Raw genomic sequence first — 24,101 nt, 5'->3', positions numbered from 1 at the left:
CCTCAGCGTCCCGTCAACCATCAGGCCAGGCCCTCGGCTTTCAGTGCGGCAACTACTGCCGGACGTTCCGCCACCCGCGCCTGCCAGGCGCTTAACGCATCCAGACCGCTTAAATCGAGCTGTACCGCCTGCGCCCAGCGCGACACCACATAGAGATAGGCATCCGCCACGGAAAAGTGCGTGCCGACCAGCCACTGTTTATCCTGCAATTCACCGTTCACATAGCGAAATTTGCTTTCCAGCTGCTGACGCTGCTTCGCTTTGAACTCATCGGGCGTGTCCGGACGGAAAAGCGGCGTAAAGCCTTTATGCAGTTCGGTCGCAATATAGTTCAGCCACTCCAGCGTATGATAGCGCGTCAGGCTTCCTGACGGCGCCAGCAGCTGACGATCCGGCTTCAGGTCAGCCAGATACTGCACAATCGCCGGGCCCTCAGTTAACAGCGTCCCGTCATCCAGTTCCAGAGCAGGCACCTGACCCTTGGGATTAATCTGCAGATAATCTTCACCACGTTCGGTTTTTTTGCTGGCCAGATCGACATTCACCTGAGTGAAGTCAAGGCCGCATTCGCGCAGAATAATATGGGGGGAAAGCGAACAGGCACCGGCTTTACTGAACAGTTTCATACAATGCTCCTTGTTGCTGCGGGGGAGCCTCATCCTACTGCGGGCGATATAAAATGTCAGCGTATTAAATGAATAAAAAAGCCGTCGCGAGGACGGCTTTTTCTATTGGCAACGCAGAGCGATCAGGCGTCGCGCTCCTGCGTCATACGGTTCAGAATCGGCGCGGTCAGCAGCATCAGCACGGCGATAACGGCGGTAACGATACCGATTTGCTGGAACACTTCGCTATAGGTGTGCAGCGATTGCAGCGGATCGGTTACGTTTTCCGGTACGGCCATCAGGTTAGCCACTTTACCGGCGATCATCGCCGCGCCAGCGGTGGTCAGGAACCAGGAGCCCATAATAAAGCCCATCAGACGCTGCGGCACCAGCTGGGCAACCATCGCCAGGCCAAGGCCGGAAATCATCAGCTCGCCGATACTCTGCAGCGCATAGCTCAGGATCAGCCAGGAGACGGAAACGATACCCAGATCGCTGGCGAATTTCGCGCCCAGCGGCAGCACCAGGAACGCGGCAGAGCAGAGAACCATACCGATAGCAAACTTGTGCGGCATCGGCAGACGGTCACCCAGCTTGTTATAAACCGCAGCCAGAATCGGGCTGGCGACCATAATCCAGAACGGGTTCAGCGCCTGATACTGCTCAGGTTCAAAAGTAATACCAAGAATGCTGTGTTCAACGTTGCGAATAGCAAAGAAGTTAAGCGAGGTCGGCATCTGCATATAGAGAACAAAGAAGACAATCGCTTCAACCATCAGCAGGAAGGCGACAATCATCTTACGGCGCGCCGCGCCCTGCAAAGCAAAGGCTTCTTTCGCGAACACCACCAGAATGCCCAGCGCAATCACGCCCAGAACCAGACGCGCGATAAACTGGTTATGCAGCAGCCAGGTTGCGATAGCGATAACCACCACTACGCCCACCAGCGTCGCCAACAGCTTACCAACATTCAGCGGCGCAAAGTCCGGTTTGGAACCGTAATCTTTCACGATGCGCTGGAACATCAGGAAGTTAACAACGGTAATTGCCAGGCCCACCACGGAGAGCGAGAACGCGACGCTCCAGCCGTAGCGCGCTGCCAGCCACGGAGTCAGCATCATTGAGATCAGCGAGCCCACGTTGATGGACATATAAAACATGGTGAACGCGCCGTCGAGACGCGGATCGTCTTTCTCGTAGCAGGTAGAAAGCAGAGAAGACGGGTTCGCTTTAAACAGTCCACTACCCATCGCAACGGTCGCCATACCGATATAGACCATCGATACATCATGGCCGGACCAGGCGATCAGGGCATAGCCTACGGCCAGTACCAGCGCGCCGAGAACAATAACGCGTTTGGTGCCTAAGACTTTATCGCCCAGCCAGCCGCCGATGGCGGTTAAGCCATAGACCAGCGCGCTGAAGGAGGAGAAAAGCGTAATGGAGTCGGCTTCGGACATACCCAGTTGTTTAACCAGGTAGACGGCCATAATTGCCTGTAAGCCGTAGTAGCCGAAACGTTCCCAAAGTTCGATAGAAAAGATCAGATAAAACGCTTTAGGTTGTTTGAACGCATTGAGGCTGACTGCCTCATCAGTGTGTTTGTTTGCTTTAGACACTGTTACCTCTGTTGTTTCAACCTGATTTTCACCAGGAAATAAGACCGCGTCACAGGCGAAGCCAGCGCACGGTTCTGTAATAGAATCAGAAAAAACGGCGGTTAATTTCTCTTATCCCGACACGGCTGGCAAGTGTTTTTTTATTTGCTATGCAAAGGGAGCGATTCAGGGTTAAAAGTAAGCGCCTGAGTTGTTAATTAGTGTTAAGTGCTATTTGTTATTTTATTAGCGGAATAATATTTCATTTTACTTCGATAAAAGATGGCAAAAGGGCAATTATTTGCTGATCGCCTGTTCGGCATTACGACATATAAAAAATGATTAAAAATGCAGAATAAATAGCTGAAAATGAAGCCTGGCAGCCGCTTTGCTCAGTATTTATAACAGCTTGCGCAATTCACTAAATACGGCGCCAATAAGACGTGAGCAGGATCACGTTTCAAAACAATAATTTAAGGCAAAAAATAAGCGGCGAGCAATTAATAAGCGTTTTTGCCGATCTTTTATCCGCAACCGTCTGGCGCGCCTGTAAAACCACAATAAATATTTATTAGACAGAGAGGAAAATAAAGGAAACAGAGCCGGTTAACGGACCGGCTCGCACGGACTCAGAGATCCGTCTTCTCTTTATATTCGCACAAATCTTCAATGATGCAGGAGCCGCAGCGCGGCTTGCGGGCGATACAGGTATAGCGACCGTGTAAAATCAGCCAGTGATGACAATCAACCTTAAACTCGGCGGGAACCACCTTAAGCAGTTTTTCTTCTACCTGCTCAACGTTTTTGCCGGGCGCAAAATTAGTCCGGTTGCTGACGCGGAAAATATGGGTATCGACCGCAATAGTCGGCCAGCCAAAAGCGGTATTCAGTACCACGTTTGCCGTTTTACGGCCTACGCCGGGCAAGGCTTCCAGTGCTTCGCGATTTTCCGGCACTTCACCATTATGCTTTTCCAGCAAAATGCGGCAGGTCTTAATCACATTTTCCGCTTTGCTGTTAAACAGGCCGATGGTTTTAATATATTCCTTTACCCCTTCGACGCCGAGTTCCAGTAGCGCGGCGGGCGTATTCGCCACCGGATAGAGTTTTGCCGTCGCTTTATTGACGCTGACGTCGGTGGCCTGCGCCGACAATAAGACCGCAATCAACAGCTCAAAAGGGGAGTTAAAATTTAATTCCGTCGTCGGATGCGGGTTATTAGCCCGCAAACGAGAAAGGATCTGATAGCGTTTTTCTTTATTCACACCGCTTTTCCGGTTTGTCCCTGTGGCAGACTGCGCTGCGCTTCAGCACGCGCTTTAAGCTTTTGATCGATAATATATTTTGCCGCCAGCAGCATGCCGAGGCCGATAAAGGCGCCCGGTGGCAGCATCGCCAGCAGCAGCGGTGAATCAAAGTGAACCACCTCTATGCGTAGCACCTTGGCCCAGGAACCCAGCAGCTGATCGGCGCCGTTAAAAATAGTGCCGTTGCCGATAATTTCACGCAGGCAGCCCAGCACAAACATTGCGCTGGTGGCGCCCATGCCGATAGCGAAACCGTCCAGCGCCGAAAGCGGAATGCTGCTTTTGGACGCTACCGCTTCAGCGCGACCGACCACAATACAGTTGGTAACAATCAGCGGAATAAAGATCCCCAGCGACTGATAAAGCCCATAGGCGTAAGCGTTAATCAGCATCTGTACGCAGCTCACCACCGAAGCGATGATCATGACGTAAATCGGAATACGGATTTCCGACGGCACCCAGCGGCGCGAGGCAGAGATTGCGCTGTTGGTAATGGTCAGCACCAGCGTGGTCGCCAGGCCAAGGCCCAGCGCGTTGGTCGCGGTAGACGTCACCGCCAGCAGCGGACAAAGACCGAGCAACTGTACCAGCGAGGAGTTATTTTTCCACAGGCCGCCGATCAACAGATTTTTAGCTTCACTCATTAGCATCTCCACAAGCGGGTAGCGAAGAGAGTTTCTCCGGCAGGGTTTCGATAAGCAGGGTAGCGCGTTTCGTCGCATTTACCACCGCGCGCGGCGTAATGGTCGCGCCGGTAAACTGATCAAACTCGCCGCCATCCTTTTTCACGGCGAAATGCGCATCGCTGGCGCCGTGCAGCTGCTTACCGCTGAAATGGGTAATCCAGTCGGAAATACGCAGCTCGATTTTATCGCCAAGCCCTGGCGTTTCATGATGTTCCACCACGCGAACGCCCAGCACTTTTCCCTGAAAATCCGCGCCGACCAGCATCTGAATCGCGCCAGAATAGCCGTCCGGCGCGGTGGTTTCCAGCGCCGCAGCGATTGGCCGATCGTCCTGACGGGCAATATAGAGATGATGCGGCTTATCGTTGCCCAGCGTACTGTCGGTGACAACGTAACATTCTTCCCGATTTTGTTGTTATACAATGCCGGCGGTACCACCTGATCCAGCAAAATTTTTGCTGCAGCGCCGTCTGATGATCGATGGTCGGTTTAGTCACCGCATTAATAACTGCCGTCAAACCGGTGGTTACGGCGGCGAACAGCGCCAGCCTGACGCCATTTTTACGAATGGTATCCAGCATGCTTTACTCCTTGCGATGGCCGTAAACGCGCGGCTGCGTATAGTAATCAATCAGCGGCACGCAAATATTCGCCAGCAATACGGCAAAGGCCACGCCGTCGGGATAGCCGCCGAAGCTACGAATCAGCCACACCAGCAGGCCAACCAGCGCGCCGAAAATCAGGCGGCCTTTATTGGTGGTAGAGGCGGTAATCGGATCGGTAAGGATAAAAAATGCGCCGAGCATCGTCGCACCAGAGAAAAGGTGGATCGCTGGCGACGCCAACGTGTCCGGCGAAAAGAACCAGCCCAGCGTGGCGCAGATCGCCAGCGAAAGCAGGAAGCTCAGCGGGATATGCCAGCGAATAGTGCGTGTTGCCAGCAGAAACAGGCCGCCCAGCAGGAAAGCCACGTTGACCCATTGCCAGCCAAGGCCAGCGATCACGCCGCCGTAAATCGGCTGAGCCAACAGCTGATCGGCGCTGTGGCCTGCACGCAGCCCGGTTTTAAAGGTATCCAGCGGCGTCGCCTGACTAACGCCGTCCACGCCCAGCTGGAGCTGCTGCATGGTGTCGCCCGCCAGCGTGTGATGCGTAAAGATCATACTTAGCGAATCCAGCAGGCTGGGCGTAACGGATTGCAGTGCCTGTGGCGGCAGCCAACTGGTCATCTGCACCGGGAAGGAGATCAGCAGCACCACGTAACCGATCATCGCCGGGTTAAAGGGGTTTTGTCCCAGCCCGCCGTAGAGTTGTTTGGCAATAATAATGGCGAAAGCAGTGCCAATCACAATCAGCCACCAGGGCGCCAGCGGCGGCAGGCTGATGCCCAGCAGCACGGCAGTCAACAGCGCGGAGTGATCTTTAAGGTTTATCAGCACCGGCTGTTTGCGCAAATGCAGAATAGCGGCTTCGGCACCCCAGGCGGTAAAGGCCGCCAGCGCAATCTGAATCAGGTTGCCGTAGCCAAAGTAGTACCACTGTGCCGCAATGCCCGGCAAGGCAGCCAGCAGCACCAGCAGCATAATGCGGCTGGTAGCGCGATGATTATGGGTGTAAGGGGAACTTGCAATACGAAACATTTAATCCTCAATGCTCTGCTGCTGTGCTTTGCGTGCTTTAGCACGGGCAACGGCGGCGGCAACCGCGGCTTTACGACGTGCATCCGCATCTGCCTCAACCGTTTCCGCTGCCTGATTTTGTTGTTGTTCTGCTTTCTTCGCTTTCGCGCGGGCAATAGCGGCTTCTACGGCCGCCTTGCGCGCATCAACGGGCGTGATCGTTTCGGAGGCCGCTACAAAATGGTTTTCTGTCGCGGCATCGGTCGACGCTTCTGCATGGGCATCTTTCGGTGCTTCTGCATGTGCATCGTCTGATGCTTTCGCAGCGGCAGCGGCCTGCGCTTTTTTCGCTTTCGCGCGGGCAATAGCGGCTTCTACCGCCGCCTTGCGCGGATCGATGGGCGAGGTGGCTTCAGTCGCCGGCACGCGATGGCTTTCCGCACTGGCATCGTCCTGCGCTTCCGCACGGGCAGCAGTGGCGGCCTGTGCCTTTTTCGCTTTCGCACGGGCAATTGCCGCTTCTACGGCAGCCTTGCGCGGATCGACCGGCGTGGCCGTTTCTGGGGCGCTTCGGCTTTCAGCCGCCGTATCGCTCTGCGCGGCCTGGGCCTTTTTCGCTTTCGCACGAGCAATCGCCGCTTCTACCGCGGCTTTACGCGGATCGACAGCTTCTGCAGTCGGCGCGGCATCTGAACTAATAGCGTCCTGTTCAGCCTGCGCTTTTTTCGCTTTTGCACGAGCAATTGCCGCTTCTACAGCAGCTTTACGCGGATCGCCTGCCTGACGTGATAGCGGTTCGGTCTCCGCCTGTTTTTCCGCCTGCCGCGCGCGCGCCAACGCTTTGCGTGCTTCACGCTGCGCGATAACGGCGGCGTTATCCGGTTCTGCGCCCGCCTGAATTTCAATCGGCTCGGCGGCTTTTTTCGCCTTCACGCGCTCAAGGGCGGCGGCGATCTCATCCTGCTCGCTGGCGCTGACTTTGCGCTTTGCCTGGGCGTGACGCGCTTCGCGTGCCAGCTTCTCACGTTCCAGTCGTGCCTGACGTGCTTCAAAACGTGCCTTCGCTTCGGCAGTACGCTTCGCTTCCAGATCGATAGCGCGCAGCTCGGCCTTTTCCTGGCGGTAATACTGCACCAGCGGAATATTGCTCGGACAAACCCAGGCGCAGGCGCCGCACTCAATGCAGTCGTCAATATGATAGGCGCGCGCTTTGTCATGGTCAGCGCCCTGGCTGTACCAGTAAAGCTGCTGCGGCAACAGATTGGCCGGGCAGGCGTCGGCGCAGGCGCTGCAGCGTATGCAGGAGAGTTCTTTCTGCGGCTCGCCCATTTCGCTGGCGGAAGGCGCCAGCAGGCAGTTAGTAATTTTGACCACCGGCACATCCAGCGCGGGCAGGGTAAAGCCCATCAGCGGCCCGCCCATAATCACCATTTGCTGCGGCTGCGGCTGAAAGCCTGCATGGTGCAACAGATGGCTGACCGGCGTACCGAGACGGCCCCAGACATTGCCGGGCTGCGTGACCGCTTCGCCGGTAAGCGTAACGACGCGTTCGGTTAACGGCTCGCCGTCGATAATGGCGCGTTTAACGGCATACGCGGTGCCGACGTTCTGCATCAGTACGCCAATATCGGAGGATCGTCCGCCGTGCGGCACCTCTTTCCCGGTCAGGATTTTAGTCAGCTGTTTCGCACCGCCGGAAGGGTATTTGGTCGGGATCACGCGCAGCTGTAAATCGTTGGTACCGGCCAGCGCTTTTTTCAGCGCGGCAATCGCCTCCGGCTTATTATCTTCGATGCCGATCAGTACGCGCTCCGCCTGTAATACCCAGGCCAGAATCCGGCTGCCTTCCAGCACCTCCCCGGCGCAATCCTGCATCAGCCGATCATCGGCGGTGATATAAGGCTCGCATTCGGCAGCGTTAATAATCAGCGTGCGGGTGGTTTTTAAGCCGCCTTTCAGTTTGGTGGCGGTAGGAAAACCAGCGCCGCCAAGACCGGCTACGCCCGCCTGATGGATGCGCGATATCACCTCTTCACGCGGCAGCTGGCGATAATCGCTCACTTTCTGCCGCTCAATCCAGCGATCTTCGCCGTCGGCCACGATAATCACCGACATCTCCGCCAGGCCGGAAGGGTGTGCGGTCATATGCGGGCCGATCGCTTCTACCGTGCCGGATGTTGGTGCGTGAACCGGCAGCATCCGTCCGTTGCCGAAGGTCAGCGGCTGTCCGCGCAGCACCTTATCGCCCGGCTTAACACAAAGTTCGCCTTCATGGCCGATATGCTGTTTAAGCGGAATGATAAAGCGATTGGCTAACGGTAGATGGCGCAACGGCGTGCCGTTGGACTGGGTTTTCATTTCCGGCGGATGAATGCCGCCGTCAAAATCCCAGATTTTATCTTTACGAAATATATTCAGTAGGTTAAGCATGACTTTCCACAGGAATAACCCGTACCGGGATAGATTGCAGATCCCATTTCCAGTTGGCGGTGGTGGTCGCTACGGGACGCATTTCAATACAGTCGGTTGGGCAGGGCGCAACGCAGAGATCGCAGCCGGTGCAAACATCGCTCAGTACGGTGTGCATCGCGCGCGTGGCGCCAACAATGGCATCCACCGGACAGGCCTGAATACATTTGGTGCAGCCGATACAGTTGGCTTCATCAATCCAGGCAACGGTACGCACCGGCTCTTTTGCCTGCTCATCGCCATCCAGCGGTTGCGGCTCGACGTTCAGCAAGCCGGCCAGCTTCAGCATGGTTTGCTCGCCGCCGGGGGCGCATTTATTGATCGCTTCGCCGTTATTGCCGACGGCTTCAGCGTAAGGACGGCAGCCTGCATAGCCGCACTGCCCGCACTGACTCTGCGGCAAAATGGCATCAATTTGTTCCACGATCGGATCCGCTTCCACTTTGAAGCGGCGTGAAGCATAGCCCAGCAGCCCGCCGAAAATCAGGCTCAGGGCGCTAATCGCAATAATGGCTATCCAGATAGCGGTCATCAGAATTTCACCAGGCCAGTAAAGCCCATAAACGCCAGCGCCATCAGGCCAGCAGTGATCAGGGCGATAGAAGAACCTTTGAACGGGGCGGGAACATTCGCCAGCACCAGACGTTCACGCATGCCGGCGAACAGGACCATCACCAGCGAGAAACCGAGCGAAGCGCTAAAGCCGTACAGCGCCGCCTGCAGAAAAGTGTGGTTAAGGTTGACGCTCAGCAGCGGCACCGCCAGCACGGCGCAGTTGGTGGTGATCAGCGGCAAAAAGATCCCCAGCAGACGATAAAGCGCCGGGCTGGTTTTACGCACCACCATTTCGGTGAACTGCACGGTTACCGCGATCACCAGGATATAGGCGAGCGTGCGCAGGTAAACGAGATCCAGCGGCAGCAGAATGAGATGGTTCACCAGCCATGCGCAAATAGAGGCCAGCGTAATAACGAACGTGGTCGCGAGGCCCATGCCTATCGCCGTTTCCAGCTTTTTGGAGACGCCCATAAAAGGGCAAAGGCCGAGAAACTTCACCAGAACGAAGTTATTCACCAGCACGGTGCCAACAAAAAGAAGCAGGTAATCGGTCATCGTATCGCTCAGGGTTATAAAAGCCGCTTATTATCAAATATTCCCGGTGCAGGTACAACGGCACCGCGCCGTTGGTCAATCGCAAAAGCACTCAGAATTAAATTAGTGATGATTTTGGCGGCACTCAGGGCGCGATAAAGGTGTTTTTCACCCGTTGCGAACGCCTGAAATAGGAACCAGAATCGCCGCAGCCAGCAGCGCCATCAGCAGAGAACGCACCGCAGCGCCGTCGGCTACCGGTGAAAAAGCGAAGGTTTTTAACGCCAGAATAACCGTCAGCAGCAACCAGATAATGTAGTGTCGCGGCAGACGCCGCGAGCGCATACAGAAAATCCACGTTACCCAGGCGCTGTAGCACCAGACCAGCAGCGAGGTCGCCAGCGACAATCCCCACTGCGTCAGAAAAGCGTGATCGCGGCTAAACAGCAGGTCGCGCCAGGCTGGATCAAACAGCGCGCTCATATACATCACCATGACCAGCGCGCTGGTCAGCAGCGTTAAAATCAGCCAGGCAAGCGGGAGCAGTAGCCAGCCGCCGAGGCGTGGCGCAGAGGATGTTAGCGACATAAAAGATCCTTGTATGACAAAACGGCGGCGTGAGGCAGAATATGTCCAAACGAGTCACGCACGATATGGACCTGGTATTATAGAGAAAAGTGACGGAAGGAGACAGGCAGGATTAAACCACGTAGCGCCAGACCGATTTTGGCACTTCGCCTAAATTAAACAGGCGTCCACCGGAAACCAGTTCTGCACGACGATGATCGGCGGCGCGATACATATTCATTAATTCACGATCGTCAGTAAGCGAGTAATTAAGATGATCAAATAATTTTTTCAGGCTTTCTGAGGTATTCACTTTACGAAATTTCAACAGGTAATCTTGCGCTGTCATAATAACCATAATAATGGAAAGAAGATTGAGCGACTCAGTATAGAGAGGCCGCGGCGTCTGTCCAGATCTTGCCGGATAAAAAATAGTTAAATTCAGAAAATAGCGCTGTTCAGGTCTGCTTAAGATTCAGTTTCATACTTTTTTCCTGCTAATCAGCTGAGAGGTGCGATTCTTCGTAGGTTAAACAGAGAAAAAAAAGAGGAGCTTAGGATTATTCTCAGTAAATAGCACCGCGTAAAAGGGCGTGCAGTAAAGAAAACGTGACGAAACAGATGTCACTGGCAAATTAAACACTTCTCTTTTTATCGGTTAAGACCCCACTTCGTTAACATTCCTCTTAAAAAACACATACTCATACATTGTGCTAACCATCACAAAACTGCGATTTAACCGGTCAAAAATACCGCGTACTGGCGATGGCTGAAGTTTACACGGCTCTGTAATCGCTACCAAAAGCGCGCCTGGCTAAACGCTTCTCTTTATTACAGTTATTTAACATTGATACAAAACAAATTCAGGCGTTTTATCCATATCACGAAACGTAATTTATCGCTGGCGTAACATGTAACCCTTTTAATTAATTGAATTTTTGAACCGGTCGATAACTGCCGTAGCCGAATCCGCCGTGCTGTAAAGGCTTTTTACCTGAACCCTGAATCTCACCAGAGGAATGTACACTATGTGGAAGCGTTTACTTATATCCGCGATGGTGAGCTATGCGCTCGCCGCACCGGCGCTGGCTGCCGATCTGACCGTTGGTTTTTCGCAGGTGGGCTCCGAATCGGGCTGGCGCGCGGCAGAAACCAGCGTGGCCAAAAGTGAAGCGGCGAAGCGCGGCATTACGCTGAAAATTGCCGACGGCCAGCAGAAACAGGAAAACCAAATTAAAGCGGTGCGTTCCTTTATCGCCCAGGGCGTAGATGCAATCTTTATTGCGCCGGTGGTGCAAACCGGCTGGGAACCGGTGCTGCAAGAGGCGAAGGATGCGGAAATTCCGGTCTTCCTGCTCGATCGCGCCATCGTGGTAAAAGATAAATCGCTCTATATGTCCGTTATTACCGCGGATAACGTGCTGGAAGGGCGCCTGATTGGCGACTGGCTGGTAAAACAGATGAATGGCAAACCCTGTAATGTGGTTGAGCTTCAGGGAACGGTAGGCGCCAGCGTGGCGATCGATCGTAAGAAAGGCTTTGCTGAGGCGATTGCTAATGCGTCCGGCATCAAAATTATTCGTTCGCAATCAGGCGACTTTACCCGCAGTAAAGGTAAAGAGGTCATGGAAAGCTTTATCAAAGCGGAGAATAACGGAAAAAATATCTGCATGGTGTATGCCCATAACGATGATATAGCCATTGGCGCAATTCAGGCTATTAAAGAAGCAGGTTTAAAACCGGGCAAAGATATTCTCACCGGCTCGATTGACGGCGTCCCTGATATTTATAAAGCAATGCTGGCAGGCGAAGCGAATGCCAACGTTGAACTAACACCAAATATGGCAGGCCCCGCCTTTGACGCGCTGGAAAAATTTAAACAAAACGGCACCGTTCCGCCAAAAGTGATTAAAACCGAGACGACGCTTTGGCTGCCAGCCGACGCGCAAACTCAGCTCGATAAGAAAAAAGATATGGGCTACTAAGCCGCGCTTAACAATAATCGTCGGCCAGGCATTGCCGCCTGTGCCGGCCTTTTTTATTTACCGAGGCGCATTATGAACGAGCAATCCGATGCACTGCTGGATATTCGCGGCGTCAGTAAATTCTTTCCCGGCGTAAAAGCGCTGGATAACGTCTCTTTTAGCCTCCAGCGCGGTGAGATTATGGCGTTGCTGGGTGAAAACGGCGCAGGGAAATCGACCTTAATTAAAGTGCTGACCGGCGTTTATCAGCGCGACGCCGGAGAAATATGGCTGAACGGTCAGCCAATAGCGCCGCGCAATACCGCACAGGCGCAGCAGGCCGGGATCGGCACCGTGTATCAGGAAGTTAACCTGCTGCCGAATATGTCGGTGGCGGACAATCTGTTTATCGGCCGCGAGCCGCGTCGCTTCGGGATGGTCGATCGGAAAGCGATGATTGCCGACGCCCGCCGTCTGCTCAACGGCTACGGTTTTGAACTGGATGTGACGCGTCCGCTCGACCACTACTCCGTCGCGATGCAGCAAATTATCGCTATCTGTCGCGCGGTCGATCTGTCAGCACAGGTACTCATTCTGGATGAACCGACCGCCAGTCTTGACGCCAGCGAAGTGGAGATGCTGTTTACGCTGATGCGGCAGCTGCGGGCAAAAGGCATGAGCCTGGTTTTCGTGACGCACTTTCTCGATCAGGTTTATCGCGTTTGCGACCGTATCACCATTTTGCGTAACGGGCAGTATATCGCCACGCGCGAAACCCAGACTCTGCCACAGCTGGAGCTGATCAAACTGATGCTGGGACGCGATCTGTTGCAAACCGCGCTGCAGCGCGCCGGACGTACGCTCAAGAGCGAAAAACCGGTGGTGGAATTCACTAACTACAGCAAGAAAGGCACCATTGAGCCGTTCAGCCTGAAAGTGCGCCCCGGCGAGGCAGTCGGGCTGGCGGGGCTGCTGGGCTCAGGACGCACCGAAACGGCAGAAGTGCTGTTTGGCATTCGTCGCCCCGACAGCGGGACGGCGCTGGTACGCGGCAAAAAGCAGACCATCCGTAGCCCGGCGCAGGCATCCAGGCTGGGCATGGGCTTTTGCCCGGAAGATCGCAAAACCGACGGCATTATTGGCGCCGCTTCGGTGCGGGAAAATATTATCCTGGCGCTTCAGGCGCAGCGCGGCTGGCTGCGTCCGATTAGTAAACGTGAACAGACCGAGATCGCCCAGCGCTTTATTCGGCAGTTAGGTATTCGTACGCCCCATGCGGAACAGCCGATAGAGCTGCTGTCCGGTGGCAACCAGCAGAAAGTGCTGCTGTCGCGCTGGCTGGTAACGCGTCCGCAGTTTCTGATCCTTGATGAGCCGACGCGCGGTATAGATGTTGGTGCCCATGCGGAGATCATTCGTCTGATTGAATCGCTGTGCGCCGACGGTCTGGCGCTGTTGGTTATCTCTTCAGAGCTGGAAGAGCTGGTGGGTTATGCGGATCGCGTAGTGATCCTGCGCGATCGACAACAGGTCGCGGAAATTCCGCTGGAAAAACTGTCGGTGGCGGCCATCGTCAGCGCCATTGCGGATGGAGGAGGGCAACATGCCTGAAAGTCACGTATTACCGGAGAAGCCGCATATGCAAAAGCGTAAATTTCCGCCCGGTATGCCGCAGCTGGCCGCGCTGATTCTGGTGCTGCTTATCGACAGCCTGGTAGCGCATAACTTTTTTGCGCTGCATCTCCAGGATGGACGACTGTTCGGCAGCCCGATCGATATTCTTAACCGCGCGGTGCCGGTGGCGCTGCTGGCGATTGGCATGACGCTGGTGATCGCCACCGGCGGTATCGATCTCTCCGTTGGCGCGATCATGGCGATTGCAGGCGCGACGGCGGCTACGCTCACCGTGGCGGGCCATAGTCTGCCAGTGATCATTCTGGCGACGCTGGCCAGCGGCGTACTGTGCGGCCTGTGGAACGGCATTCTGGTGGCGCTGTTAAAAATTCAGCCCTTTGTCGCCACGCTGATTTTGATGGTGGCGGGGCGCGGCATCGCGCAATTGATTACACAGGGGCAGATTGTCACTTTCAACAGCGATGCGCTGGGCTGGATCGGCAGCGGCGCGCTGGCGCTGTTGCCGGTGCCGGTCTGGATTGCGGCGATTGTGGCGCTGCTGGTTTGGCTGTTAACGCGCAAAACCGCGCTGGGGCTGTTTATTGAGGCGGTCGGCATCAACCTGCGCGCGGCGCGCAATGCCGGCGTCAACGGCTGGCTGGTGGTGATGTCCACTTACGTTATCAGCGGGCTGTGTGCGGCAGTAGCCGGACTGATTGTCGCGGCGGATATTCGCGGCGCCGATGCGAATAATGCCGGGCTCTGGCTGGAGCTGGACGCGATTCTGGCGGTAGTGATTGGCGGCGCATCGCTGATGGGAGGGCGCTTTAACCTGTTCCTGTCGCTGCTGGGCGCGCTGATTATTCAGGCGATGAACACGGGCATTCTGCTCTCCGGCTTTCAGCCGGAGCTGAATCAGGTGGTCAAAGCGGTGGTGGTGATGGCGGTGCTGCTGCTCCAGTCGCCACGCTTTTTGCAGTTACTGAAACGGAGAGGCCGCCATGCTTAAACGTCATTTACCCTTAGCCATCACGCTGCTGGTTTTTATCGCGGGTTATCTGTTCTGTCTGACGCAGTTTCCCGGCTTTGCCTCAACGCGCGTTATCGGCAATATTCTGACCGATAACGCCTTTCTTCATTATCGCCGTCGGCATGACTTTGTGATCCTCTCCGGCGGCATCGATCTTTCGGTTGGGGCCGTGATCGCCTTTACCGGCGTGTTTCTGGCGCGGGCGATTGGCGATCTGCATCTTTCGCCACGCTCGCCTTTAGCATCATTTGCTGGCGGGCGCGGCGTTTGGCGCCATGATGGGCTGGCTGATCGATGCGCTGAAAATTCCGGCTTTATTATTACGCTGGCGGGCATGTTTTTCTGCGCGGCTGTAGCTATCTGATTGCAGAGAGTTCGATTCCTATCGATCATCCGCTTTACAGCACGCTTTCCAGTCTGGCCTGGAAAATGCGGCGGCGGGCGCTTAAGCCTGATGGCGGTAGTGATGCTGGTGGTGGTGGTAGGCGGCATCATTCTGGCGCACCGCACGCGCTTTGGTAACCAGGTCTATGCAATCGGCGGCAGTATGACCTCTGCGCAGCTGATGGGCGTATCAACCCGCGCCACCACGGTAAAGTATATGCTGTCAACCTTTCTGGCGACACTGGCGGGCATCGTTTTTTCGCTCTATACCTCGGCGGGCTATGCGCTGGCGGGGATGGGCGTTGAGCTGGATGCTATCGCATCGGTGGTCATTGGCGGCACGCTGCTTTCCGGCGGCGTGGGGACGGTGCTGGGCACGCTGTTTGGCGTACTGATTCAGGGATTAATTCAGACATGGATCAACTTTGACGGCACGCTCAGCTCCTGGTGGACCAAAATCGCCATCGGTATTCTGCTGTTTGCCTTTATTGCGCTCCAGCGGCTGCTGACGGTGATGTGGGATCGCCAGCAGAACGCGCCGGTAGAGCGGGTAACGCCAGGGTCATAGTCACGGCGCCCGGTTAGTGAACCATACCTTAATTGATGGCTCCTCATTGGCTAAGGCAGGGTTCAGTAGCGGGGCGTTTTTTAGAGTCTTAATTAGTTACAACATACTACTACAGAGTAAATTTGGAGAACGTCTGTAATCACTGCAATAACATTAGCCTTACAGGATTGAATAACCTGTTTTTTGCAGGATTCAACAAAGCGTTCAGGGCGTGCTTCTTTAGCCAGTAAATCCCTTCTTAACAATCGTCAGAGTATGTTTTCTTGTGTAGCGCCGCATACGTTGAGATAAACAGCAGAGCCTGCGGTACTTATTTAGGTATATAAAACCCGCTGCCGGGAACAAAAGATGGCGGCACGCTTTGGCGAGCAGTCCCTTCAACAACAACCAGAGCTACTGCGCCGCATGCCTGACCGCTATTCAACACATAAAAAAAGCCGCATCAACCAATGCGGCTTTCTTCCTGGCGGTAAAACTTAGCGGTTCAGGCGGTAATAGACCTCGTTCCAGCGCAGCGCATCCTTAAAGGCGGGTAGCGTGGTGTCATTATCAATAACCATCACCTCGATACCGTGCATCTCAGCGTACAAACGCATATCGTCCACATCCAGCGCCTGGCTGAAGACGGTATGGTGTGCGCCGCCGCCGAGAATCCAGGCTTCCGACGCGGTTGCAAGCGAAGGCTGCGCTTTCCACAGCGCGCGCGCCACCGGCAGCTTCGGCAACGGCTGCGGCTGCTCAATGGTATCCACCACGTTTACCAACAGGCGGAAACGGTCGCCCATATCGATCACGCTGGCATTCACCGCCGGACCGGCAGGCGTGGAGAAAATCAGGCGCGCCGGATCGGCCTTGCCGCCGATACCGAGGAACTGCACGTCCAGCAGCGGTTTCTCTTCTTTCGCGATAGACGGGCAGACTTCCAGCATATGCGAACCCAACACCAGCTCATTGCCCGGCGCGAAGTGATAGGTGTAATCCTCCATAAAGGAGGTGCCGCCGGGACGGTCGCCCGCCATCACTTTGAAAATATGCAGCAGGGCGGCGGTTTTCCAGTCGCCTTCGCCAGCAAAGCCGTAGCCCTGCGCCATCAGACGTTGAACCGCCAGACCCGGCAGCTGCGTCATGCCATGCAGCGTCTGGAAGTTGGTGGTAAAGGCGCGGCAGCCTTCATCATCGAGAAAACGTTTCATGCCCAGCTCGATGCGCGCGGCATCCAGCACATTCTGACGCTTTTCGCCGTTCACCGCCGCTACGGCGCTGAACTGATACTGGCTTTCATATTCATCGACCAGCGCATTGACGTCACCGTCGCTGACCTGATTGATAACATCGACCAGATCGCCGACGCCCCAGCCGTTAACCGCATAGCCGAACTGGATCTGCGCGGCAACCTTATCGCCTTCGGTGACCGCGACTTCACGCATATTGTCGCCGAAGCGCGCCACTTTCAGCTGCTGGCTGGCGTGACGCGCTGCCGCACCGCGCATCCATTTGCCGAGGCGCTGATGGCATTTCGCATCCTGCCAGTGGCCGGTGATCACGCTGTGCGCCAGGCCCATACGCGCGCCGATAAAACCGAACTCGCGGCCGCCGTGCGCCGTCTGGTTCAGGTTCATAAAATCCATATCCATGCTGTCCCACGGAATTTCCGCGTTGAACTGGGTATGGAACTGCAGCAGCGGCTTGTTCAGCACCGACAGTCCGCCGATCCACATTTTGGCCGGCGAGAAGGTGTGCAGCCAGGTGATAATGCCGATACAGCTGTTGTCATGGTTAGCATCGCGACAGAGCGCCAGCGCTTCGTCCGGGCTTTTCACCAGCGGCTTCACCACCAGTTTTACCGGCAGACCCGCTTCCCGATTCAGCCCATCCACCACCTGCTGCGCATGATCGGCGACCTGGCGCAGCGTTTCCGGTCCGTACAGATGCTGAGTGCCGATCACAAACCACACATTTAGCGCATCAAACTGTTGCATAAAAACTCCTTAAATAGCGGAAGAGGGACGTGCGGCATAATTCGGTTCGGCTGTCGCACACCACTGTTGATAACGTTCATAAAGCTGCTGATAACGCGCCACACGGTTGGCGTCGGGCTGCAGTGTTTTTTCTACCGGGCTGGCCATTTGTTGCTGAGCAGCGGGAACATCGTCGTACACGCCTGCCGCCACGGCGGCAAAGATCGCCGCGCCCAGCGCGCAACACTCATCGGAGGCGACAATATCCAGCGGCCGATTCATAACGTCGCAGCACACTTGCATAATTGCCGGCGATTTACGGGCGATGCCGCCCAGCGTCAGGATGTTCTCCACCGGAATCTGCTGTTGCTCAAAACATTCCATAATGGCGCGGGCGCCGAAGGCAGTTGCGGCAATAAAGCCGCCAAACAGCGTCGGCGCATCGGTGCCGAGATTGAGATCGGTAATCACCCCTTTCAGGCGTTGATTGGCAAAAGGCGTGCGGCGGCCGTTGAACCAGTCCAGCACCACCGGCAGATGGTCAAGTTGCGGATTCGCCACCCAGGCAGCGGTAAGCTGGCGCAGCAGATCCTGTGACAGCGCATCAAGTTGCGGCTTCAGTTCCGGTTGCTGCTGTGCCGCCAGCTGGAGCGGCCAGTTGAGCAGGCGGCTGAACCAGGCATACATATCGCCAAACGCCGACTGTCCCGCCTCCAGGCCGATAGCGCCCGGCGTCACGCTGCCGTCCACCTGGCCGCAGATGCCTTCAATAGCCCGGCTGCCAACTCGTTCGCTGTCGGCAATTAAAATGTCGCAGGTGGAAGTGCCGATCACCTTAACCAGCGTGTAGGGTTGGGCACCGGCGCCGACCGCGCCCATATGGCAGTCAAAGGCGCCGCCGGACAGCACCACGGAGGTCGACAGGCCGAGGCGTTCTGCCCATTCGGCGGTCAGGTTGCCAACCGCGTTGTCAGCGGTCCAGGTATCGGTAAACAGGGGATAGTCAAGCTGCTGCGTCAGCATGGGATCGAGCGCATCGAAAAACGCCGCCTGCGGCAGGCCGCCCCACTGCGGATGCCACAGCGATTTATGACCGGCGGCGCAACGGCCACGGCGGATAGCGGCGGGGCGGTGGTGCCGCTCAGCAACGCCGGCACCCAGTCGCACAGCTCAATCCAGGAAACCGCCGCCTCGCGTACCGCCGCATCGGCGCGGGAAACATGCAGAATTTTCGCCCAGAACCATTCCGAGGAGTAAACGCCGCCGATATAGCGTGAATAGTCTTCGAACTGCCCGCTGCGGCAGAGTCGGTTAATCTCTTCCGCTTCTTCAATAGCGGTGTGGTCTTTCCACAGCACAAACATCGCGTTCGGGTTATCGGCAAACTCCGGGCGCAGCGCCAGCACGGCCGTCGCGGTCGATGGGCGCCGGGGTCGAGCCGGTGGAGTCAACGCCGATGCCGACCACTGCGGCGCTGCTCTTCGCTCAGACGCGAAACCACACCGCGAATCGCTTTTTCCAGCGCCTCAATATAATCGAGCGGATGATGACGAAACTGACTGATCTGCGGCACGCTGTACTGGCCCGCCATCCAGCGCGTATAGGGCGCCACCTCTTTTTGTAGTTCTTCGCCGCTTTGGCAGTCTACCGCCAGGGCGCGAACCGAATCGCTGCCAAAGTCCAGACCAATTGTTATGGCACCAGCACGCATTCGGGCTCTCCTGTTAATGAACAATCGCAGGCTCTAACACTAAAAAGCGTGGCGATTTTCAGTTAGCCCTTGCCAGCTGCATATATGCATTTTTCTGCCATCGTCAGTGGTTATGTGAAGCCGATCAAAAGTTAAGCTGCGGTTAAAATTGCTGAATATATGGACTTAATTGTCATAGTTTCGTGATGTGATACCGCTCTACATTTCTGAATGCATTTACCGCTAAAACTAGCCCAGCGTTTGTTCAGGTAACGCACAAACTGCCACCTAATTACCTGATTTATCGTTTTGTAAGAATCATTAATCCGATTGGTATCGTTTACACCGTTTCGTTGCGCACAACGAAAAAATTACACTGCGCCGGAGAAGACCATGCACAAATTCACTAAAGCGTTAGCCGCCATCGGGCTGGCTGCCGTTATGTCACAATCCGCTATCGCTGAGACGATGAAACTCGGTTTTCTGGTTAAGCAACCGGAAGAGCCCTGGTTCCAGACGGAATGGAAGTTTGCCGATAAGGCGGGCAAAGATCTCGGCTTCGACGTGATTAAGATTGCGGTGCCGGACGGCGAGAAAACGCTGAACGCTATCGACAGCCTGGCGGCCAGCGGCGCGAAAGGCTTTGTTATCTGTACGCCGGATCCGAAACTCGGCTCGGCGATTATGGCGAAAGCGCGCAGTTACGATCTGAAAGTGATTGCCGTCGATGATCAGTTTGTCACCGCCAAAGGCAAACCGATGGATAACGTGCCGCTGGTGATGATGGCCGCGACCAAAATCGGCGAGCGTCAGGGCCAGGAGCTGTATAAAGAGATGCAGAAACGCGGCTGGGATGTGAAAACCTCGGCGGTGATGGCGATTACCGCTAACGAACTCGATACCGCGCGCCGCCGCACTTCCGGTTCTATTGAGGCGCTGAAAACGGCCGGTTTCCCGGAAAAACAGATCTATCAGGTTCCCACCAAATCCAACGATATTCCCGGCGCCTTTGACGCTGCCAACTCGCTGCTGGTGCAGCACCCGGAAGTGAAAAACTGGCTGATCGTCGGCATGAACGATAACACCGTACTGGGCGGCGTGCGCGCCACCGAAGGCCAGGGCTTTAAGGCGGCGAACGTGGTCGGCATCGGCATCAACGGCGTTGACGCCATTAGCGAACTCTCCAAAGGTCAGGCGACCGGCTTCTACGGTTCGCTGCTGCCCAGCCCGGACGTGCATGGTTATAAAAGCATCCAGATGCTGAATGACTGGGTCACCAAAGGTCAGGAGCCGCAGAAATTTACCGAAGTTACCGATGTGGTGCTGATCACCCGCGACAATTTTAAGGCCGAGCTGGCGAAAAAAGGACTGATGTAATCTGTCGGGCGGCTGCGGCTGCCCGCTAAGCAACGCGCCGGGCGACCGGCGTTTATCAACTGGCAAAGCGGAGACACCATGAACACTGATTCAGCCTTTCTGTCGTTTCATGGCATCAGTAAAACCTTTCCCGGCGTTAAGGCGCTGCAGGATATTAGCTTCAGCTGTCGCGCCGGTGAGGTTCACGCGCTGATGGGCGAAAACGGCGCGGGAAAATCGACGCTGCTGAAGATCCTCAGCGGCAGCTATCAGCCCAGCGGCGGGGAGATCCAGATTCAGGGCAGGCCGGTCAACTTCGGTCATACCACCGATGCGCTGAACGCGGGCGTGGCGATCATTTACCAGGAACTACACCTGGTGCCGGAAATGAGCATTGCGGAGAATATTTATCTTGGTCAGCTGCCGCAGCGCGGCGGTCTGGTGAATCGCAAGCTGCTGCGCTATGAGGCGGGGCTGCAGCTGAAAAATCTGGGGATGGATATCGACCCTGATACGCCGCTGAAATATCTGTCGCTCGGTCAGTGGCAGATGGTTGAGATTGCCAAAGCGCTGGCGCGCAACGCCAAAATTATCGCCTTTGACGAACCTACCAGCTCGCTGTCGGCACGCGAAATTGAACAGCTGTTCCGCGTGATCCGCCAGTTGCGCGCCGAAGGGCGCGTGGTGCTGTACGTTTCGCATCGCATGGAGGAGATTTTTGCCCTGAGCGATGCCATTACCGTGTTTAAAGATGGACGCTACGTACGCACCTTCGACGATGTGCCAAATACCAGCCATGACATGCTGGTGCAGGCGATGGTCGGGCGCGATCTGGGCGACGTCTACGGCTACGCGCCGCGCGAACATGGCCCGGTACGTCTGCAGCTGGAAAATGTCCATGCGCCGGGCGTACGGATGCCGGTATCGCTTAACGTGCGCGCGGGCGAAATCGTCGGGCTGTTCGGCCTGGTGGGTGCCGGTCGCAGCGAACTGATGAAAGGGCTGTTCGGTGCCACGCGCCTGAAGGCGGGACGCGTGCTGCTGGATGGTCAGGTGCTGAACATCAGCGAACCTTCGGATGCGATCCGCGCCGGGATTATGCTCTGCCCGGAAGATCGCAAGGCGGACGGCATCATTCCGGTTCACTCGGTGCGCGACAATATCAATATTTCCGCGCGCCGCAATAACTTGACGGCGGGCTGCCTGATTGACCATCGCTGGGAGTCGCAAAACGCCGATAAGCATATCCGCTCGCTGAATATCAAAACGCCGCATGCCGATCAGCTGATTATGAATCTTTCCGGCGGCAACCAGCAGAAGGCGATTCTGGGTCGCTGGCTGTCAGAGGAGATGAAAGTCATTCTGCTGGACGAACCGACGCGCGGCATTGACGTCGGGGCCAAGCATGAAATCTACAACCTGATCTACGCGCTGGCGCAGCAGGGCATCGCCGTGCTGTTCGCCTCCAGCGACCTGCCGGAGGTGATGGGCCTGGCCGATCGTATTCTGGTGATGCGCGAAGGCGAGATCGCCGGTGAACTGTTACATGATGAGGCAACGGAACAGCTGACGCTGAGCCTTGCCATGCCGAAAAACACGCAACAGACGGCCGCCGTGGCCTGATGCAGGAGTAACCTTATGTCTTCATCCACGACTTCTAATACGCCGCCGGTAGCGCGCTCCGGTCTCCGGTTAGGCCGTATCTGGGATAACTTCGGTATGCTGGTGGTTTTTGCCGTGCTGTTTATCGCCTGCGTGCTGTTTATTCCAAACTTTGGTTCCTTTATCAATATGAAAGGGCTGGGCCTGGCAATGTCGATGTCCGGCATGGTAGCGTGCGGCATGCTGTTCTGCCTCGCGTCCGGCGACTTTGACCTCTCGGTAGCGTCAGTGATCGCTTGCGCGGGCGTGACCACCGCCGTGGTGATCAATATGAGCGAAAGCCTGTGGCTGGGCATCGGCGCCGGTCTGCTGCTGGGAATGCTGTGCGGCTTCGTTAACGGCTTCGTGATCGCCAAACTGAAAATCAACGCCTTGATCACCACGCTGGCGACGATGCAGATTGTGCGCGGTCTGGCCTATATCTTTTCCGACGGTAAAGCGGTCGGCATTGAAGATGAGCGCTTTTTCGAGCTGGGCTACGCCACCTGGTTCGGCCTGCCGGCGCCCATCTGGCTGACCATTGGCACCATGATTATTTTTGGCTTCCTGCTGAATAAAACCACCTTTGGCCGCAACACGCTGGCGATTGGCGGCAACGAAGAGGCGGCGCGGCTGGCGGGCGTGCCGGTGGTGCGCACGCGCATTATCATTTTTATCCTCTCTGGCCTGGTGTCGGCCGCAGCCGGGATCATTCTGGCCTCACGTATGACCAGCGGCCAGCCGATGACCTCGTTGGGCTATGAGCTGATTGTGATTTCCGCCTGCGTGTTGGGCGGCGTTTCGCTGAAAGGCGGCATCGGAAAAATCTCCTACGTGGTCGCGGGCGTGTTGATCCTCGGCACCGTGGAGAACGCAATGAATCTTCTGAATATCTCACCCTTCTCACAGTATGTGGTACGGGGTCTGATACTGTTAGCCGCGGTTATTTTCGACCGCTATAAACAGAGCCATAAAGCGGCCTGATCGACGCGGGCAGCCAGCGCTGCCCGCTATTCTGACGCTTCGCTACGAGGATTATTATGTACCATCGTCAACCGCTTGAGTCACAGCCCAATCCGCTGCTGCCGGGTTACCCGTTTAATGCCTGGCTGGTCGCCGGGCTGACACCGATTAGCGCCGGCGGCGCGCTCGATTTCTGCATCGATCGTCCGCACGGGATGAAAGGCTACATTATCAACCTGACGATAAAAGGCCGGGGCCGGGTATTTGATGGCGAGGCTGCGTTTGACTGCGAGCCGGGCGAAATGCTGCTGTTCCAGCCGAAAACCCCGCATTACTATGGCCGGGCGCCGGAAAGCGACTGCTGGTATCACCGCTGGATCTACTTTCGTCCGCGCGCCTACTGGCACGACTGGCTGCGCTGGCAGGATGAAACTAACGGCGTAGGCCGCCTGCGCTTGCCGGAGTCGCTGCGTGGCGAATTTGATCGCCTGTTTGCCAGCATTGAGCAGACGCATAACTCCGGGCGCCGCTTTGCCGAGGAGCTGGCGATGAATTTGCTGGAACGGCTGCTGCTGCGCGCCGTGGAGGAAGATCCGCGTTCGCATCAGCAAATCCGCGATCCGCGTATTATTGAGGCCTGTCAGTATGTCACCAGTAATCTGGCCGGTGAGCTGAAGATCGAGGCGGTGGCGAAGCATGTTTGCCTGTCGCCGTCGCGGCTGGCGCACCTGTTTCGCGAGCAGATGGGCGTCAATCTGCTGCGCTGGCGCGAAGATCAGCGCGTGATCCGCGCCAAGCTGCTGCTGCAAACCACCCAGGAGCCAATCGCCTCTATCGGACGCGAGGTCGGCTATGACGATCAGCTCTATTTTTCCCGCGTATTCCGCAAGCGCGTCGGTGTCAGCCCCAGCGATTTCCGGCGACGCAGCCAGGATGCGCATGATGCGCTGGTAGCGCAGGAAACCTGGCAGTTGCCGAAGCGGGCAGGAG

At 56.2% G+C, this 24,101-nt stretch carries 20 protein-coding genes and 3 pseudogenes; 10 read left to right on the top strand and 13 right to left on the bottom strand.

The window, feature by feature from the left end; all coding sequences use genetic code 11:
• Window positions 1-20 precede the first annotated feature (20 nt).
• The 11 genes and pseudogenes from gstA to ydgT all read right to left on the bottom strand — a co-directional run bounded on the left by gstA (window position 21) and on the right by ydgT (window position 10,292).
• Window positions 21-626, bottom strand: coding sequence for a glutathione transferase GstA (gstA, locus tag P3C52_RS18615; protein WP_275556398.1), 606 nt, complete (start codon window positions 624-626; stop codon window positions 21-23).
• 122 nt (window positions 627-748) lie between these two features.
• Window positions 749-2,224 carry a dipeptide/tripeptide permease DtpA gene (dtpA, locus tag P3C52_RS18610; RefSeq protein ID WP_275556397.1) on the bottom strand — a complete coding sequence of 492 codons (1,476 nt, stop codon included), beginning with the start codon at window positions 2,222-2,224 and terminating at the stop codon, window positions 749-751.
• 608 nt (window positions 2,225-2,832) lie between these two features.
• Entirely contained in the window at window positions 2,833-3,468 is a 636-nt protein-coding gene (gene nth, locus P3C52_RS18605) for an endonuclease III (RefSeq protein WP_275556396.1), read from the bottom strand.
• Window positions 3,465-4,154, bottom strand: coding sequence for an electron transport complex subunit E (locus P3C52_RS18600; RefSeq protein ID WP_275556395.1), 690 nt, complete (start codon window positions 4,152-4,154; stop codon window positions 3,465-3,467). The genes nth and P3C52_RS18600 overlap by 4 nt, the downstream gene beginning before the upstream one ends.
• Window positions 4,147-4,777: pseudogene (rsxG, locus tag P3C52_RS18595) on the bottom strand (electron transport complex subunit RsxG). Before rsxG ends, P3C52_RS18600 begins: the two are co-directional and overlap by 8 nt.
• Window positions 4,778-4,780: 3 nt before the next feature.
• On the bottom strand, window positions 4,781-5,836 hold the full coding sequence (gene rsxD / locus P3C52_RS18590) for an electron transport complex subunit RsxD (protein WP_275556394.1): 1,056 nt from the start codon (window positions 5,834-5,836) through the stop codon (window positions 4,781-4,783).
• Complete coding sequence (gene rsxC / locus P3C52_RS18585; RefSeq protein WP_275556393.1) at window positions 5,837-8,245, bottom strand: electron transport complex subunit RsxC; 2,409 nt, start codon at window positions 8,243-8,245, stop codon at window positions 5,837-5,839.
• Window positions 8,238-8,816 (bottom strand): electron transport complex subunit RsxB, encoded by a 579-nt coding sequence (rsxB, locus tag P3C52_RS18580; RefSeq protein ID WP_275556392.1) that lies wholly within the window; start codon window positions 8,814-8,816, stop codon window positions 8,238-8,240. The genes rsxC and rsxB overlap by 8 nt, the downstream gene beginning before the upstream one ends.
• Window positions 8,816-9,397 (bottom strand): electron transport complex subunit RsxA, encoded by a 582-nt coding sequence (rsxA, locus tag P3C52_RS18575; RefSeq protein WP_038626252.1) that lies wholly within the window; start codon window positions 9,395-9,397, stop codon window positions 8,816-8,818. The genes rsxB and rsxA overlap by 1 nt, the downstream gene beginning before the upstream one ends.
• 124 nt (window positions 9,398-9,521) lie before the next feature.
• A pseudogene (locus tag P3C52_RS18570) lies at window positions 9,522-9,964 on the bottom strand (DUF2569 domain-containing protein).
• 112 nt (window positions 9,965-10,076) lie between these two features.
• On the bottom strand, window positions 10,077-10,292 hold the full coding sequence (gene ydgT, locus P3C52_RS18565) for a transcription modulator YdgT (protein ID WP_275556391.1): 216 nt from the start codon (window positions 10,290-10,292) through the stop codon (window positions 10,077-10,079).
• Between the two features lie 679 nt (window positions 10,293-10,971).
• Here ydgT and ytfQ point away from each other — a divergent pair.
• The 6 genes from ytfQ to P3C52_RS18535 all read left to right on the top strand — a co-directional run bounded on the left by ytfQ (window position 10,972) and on the right by P3C52_RS18535 (window position 15,983).
• On the top strand, window positions 10,972-11,928 hold the full coding sequence (gene ytfQ, locus P3C52_RS18560; protein WP_275556390.1) for a galactofuranose ABC transporter, galactofuranose-binding protein YtfQ: 957 nt from the start codon (window positions 10,972-10,974) through the stop codon (window positions 11,926-11,928).
• A 72-nt stretch (window positions 11,929-12,000) separates the two neighbouring features.
• Complete coding sequence (gene ytfR, locus P3C52_RS18555) at window positions 12,001-13,518, top strand: galactofuranose ABC transporter, ATP-binding protein YtfR (RefSeq protein ID WP_275556389.1); 1,518 nt, start codon at window positions 12,001-12,003, stop codon at window positions 13,516-13,518.
• Entirely contained in the window at window positions 13,511-14,530 is a 1,020-nt protein-coding gene (ytfT, locus tag P3C52_RS18550; RefSeq protein WP_275556388.1) for a galactofuranose ABC transporter, ATP-binding protein YtfT, read from the top strand. The genes ytfR and ytfT overlap by 8 nt, the downstream gene beginning before the upstream one ends.
• Entirely contained in the window at window positions 14,523-14,915 is a 393-nt protein-coding gene (locus P3C52_RS18545; RefSeq protein ID WP_275556387.1) for a hypothetical protein, read from the top strand. The genes ytfT and P3C52_RS18545 overlap by 8 nt, the downstream gene beginning before the upstream one ends.
• Entirely contained in the window at window positions 14,916-15,503 is a 588-nt protein-coding gene (locus P3C52_RS18540; protein ID WP_275556386.1) for a hypothetical protein, read from the top strand.
• A gap of 348 nt (window positions 15,504-15,851) precedes the next feature.
• On the top strand, window positions 15,852-15,983 hold the full coding sequence (locus P3C52_RS18535; protein WP_275556385.1) for a hypothetical protein: 132 nt from the start codon (window positions 15,852-15,854) through the stop codon (window positions 15,981-15,983).
• On the opposite strand, the gene araA is transcribed toward P3C52_RS18535, so the two are convergent.
• A complete protein-coding gene (gene araA / locus P3C52_RS18530) occupies window positions 15,980-17,482 on the bottom strand; it encodes an L-arabinose isomerase (RefSeq protein ID WP_275556384.1) in 1,503 nt (500 codons plus the stop codon). The two genes, P3C52_RS18535 and araA, sit on opposite strands and share 4 nt — an antisense overlap.
• Before the next feature lie 9 nt (window positions 17,483-17,491).
• Window positions 17,492-19,172 (bottom strand): annotated as a pseudogene (locus tag P3C52_RS18525) (ribulokinase).
• A gap of 372 nt (window positions 19,173-19,544) precedes the next feature.
• Here P3C52_RS18525 and P3C52_RS18520 point away from each other — a divergent pair.
• The 4 genes from P3C52_RS18520 to araC form a co-directional block, all read left to right on the top strand.
• A complete protein-coding gene (locus P3C52_RS18520) occupies window positions 19,545-20,528 on the top strand; it encodes an arabinose ABC transporter substrate-binding protein (protein WP_275556383.1) in 984 nt (327 codons plus the stop codon).
• A gap of 78 nt (window positions 20,529-20,606) precedes the next feature.
• On the top strand, window positions 20,607-22,130 hold the full coding sequence (araG, locus tag P3C52_RS18515; protein ID WP_275556382.1) for an L-arabinose ABC transporter ATP-binding protein AraG: 1,524 nt from the start codon (window positions 20,607-20,609) through the stop codon (window positions 22,128-22,130).
• A 15-nt stretch (window positions 22,131-22,145) separates the two neighbouring features.
• On the top strand, window positions 22,146-23,132 hold the full coding sequence (gene araH / locus P3C52_RS18510) for an L-arabinose ABC transporter permease AraH (RefSeq protein WP_275556381.1): 987 nt from the start codon (window positions 22,146-22,148) through the stop codon (window positions 23,130-23,132).
• A gap of 56 nt (window positions 23,133-23,188) precedes the next feature.
• Window positions 23,189-24,101, top strand: a 913-nt coding sequence (araC, locus tag P3C52_RS18505; RefSeq protein WP_275556380.1) for an arabinose operon transcriptional regulator AraC, incomplete at its 3' end; no start/stop codon positions are given.

The sequence above is a fragment of the Mixta sp. Marseille-Q2659 genome, assembly GCF_940807255.1.
Classification (GTDB): Bacteria; Pseudomonadota; Gammaproteobacteria; order Enterobacterales; family Enterobacteriaceae; genus Mixta.
This window is presented reverse-complemented; position numbering and strand designations above follow the sequence as displayed.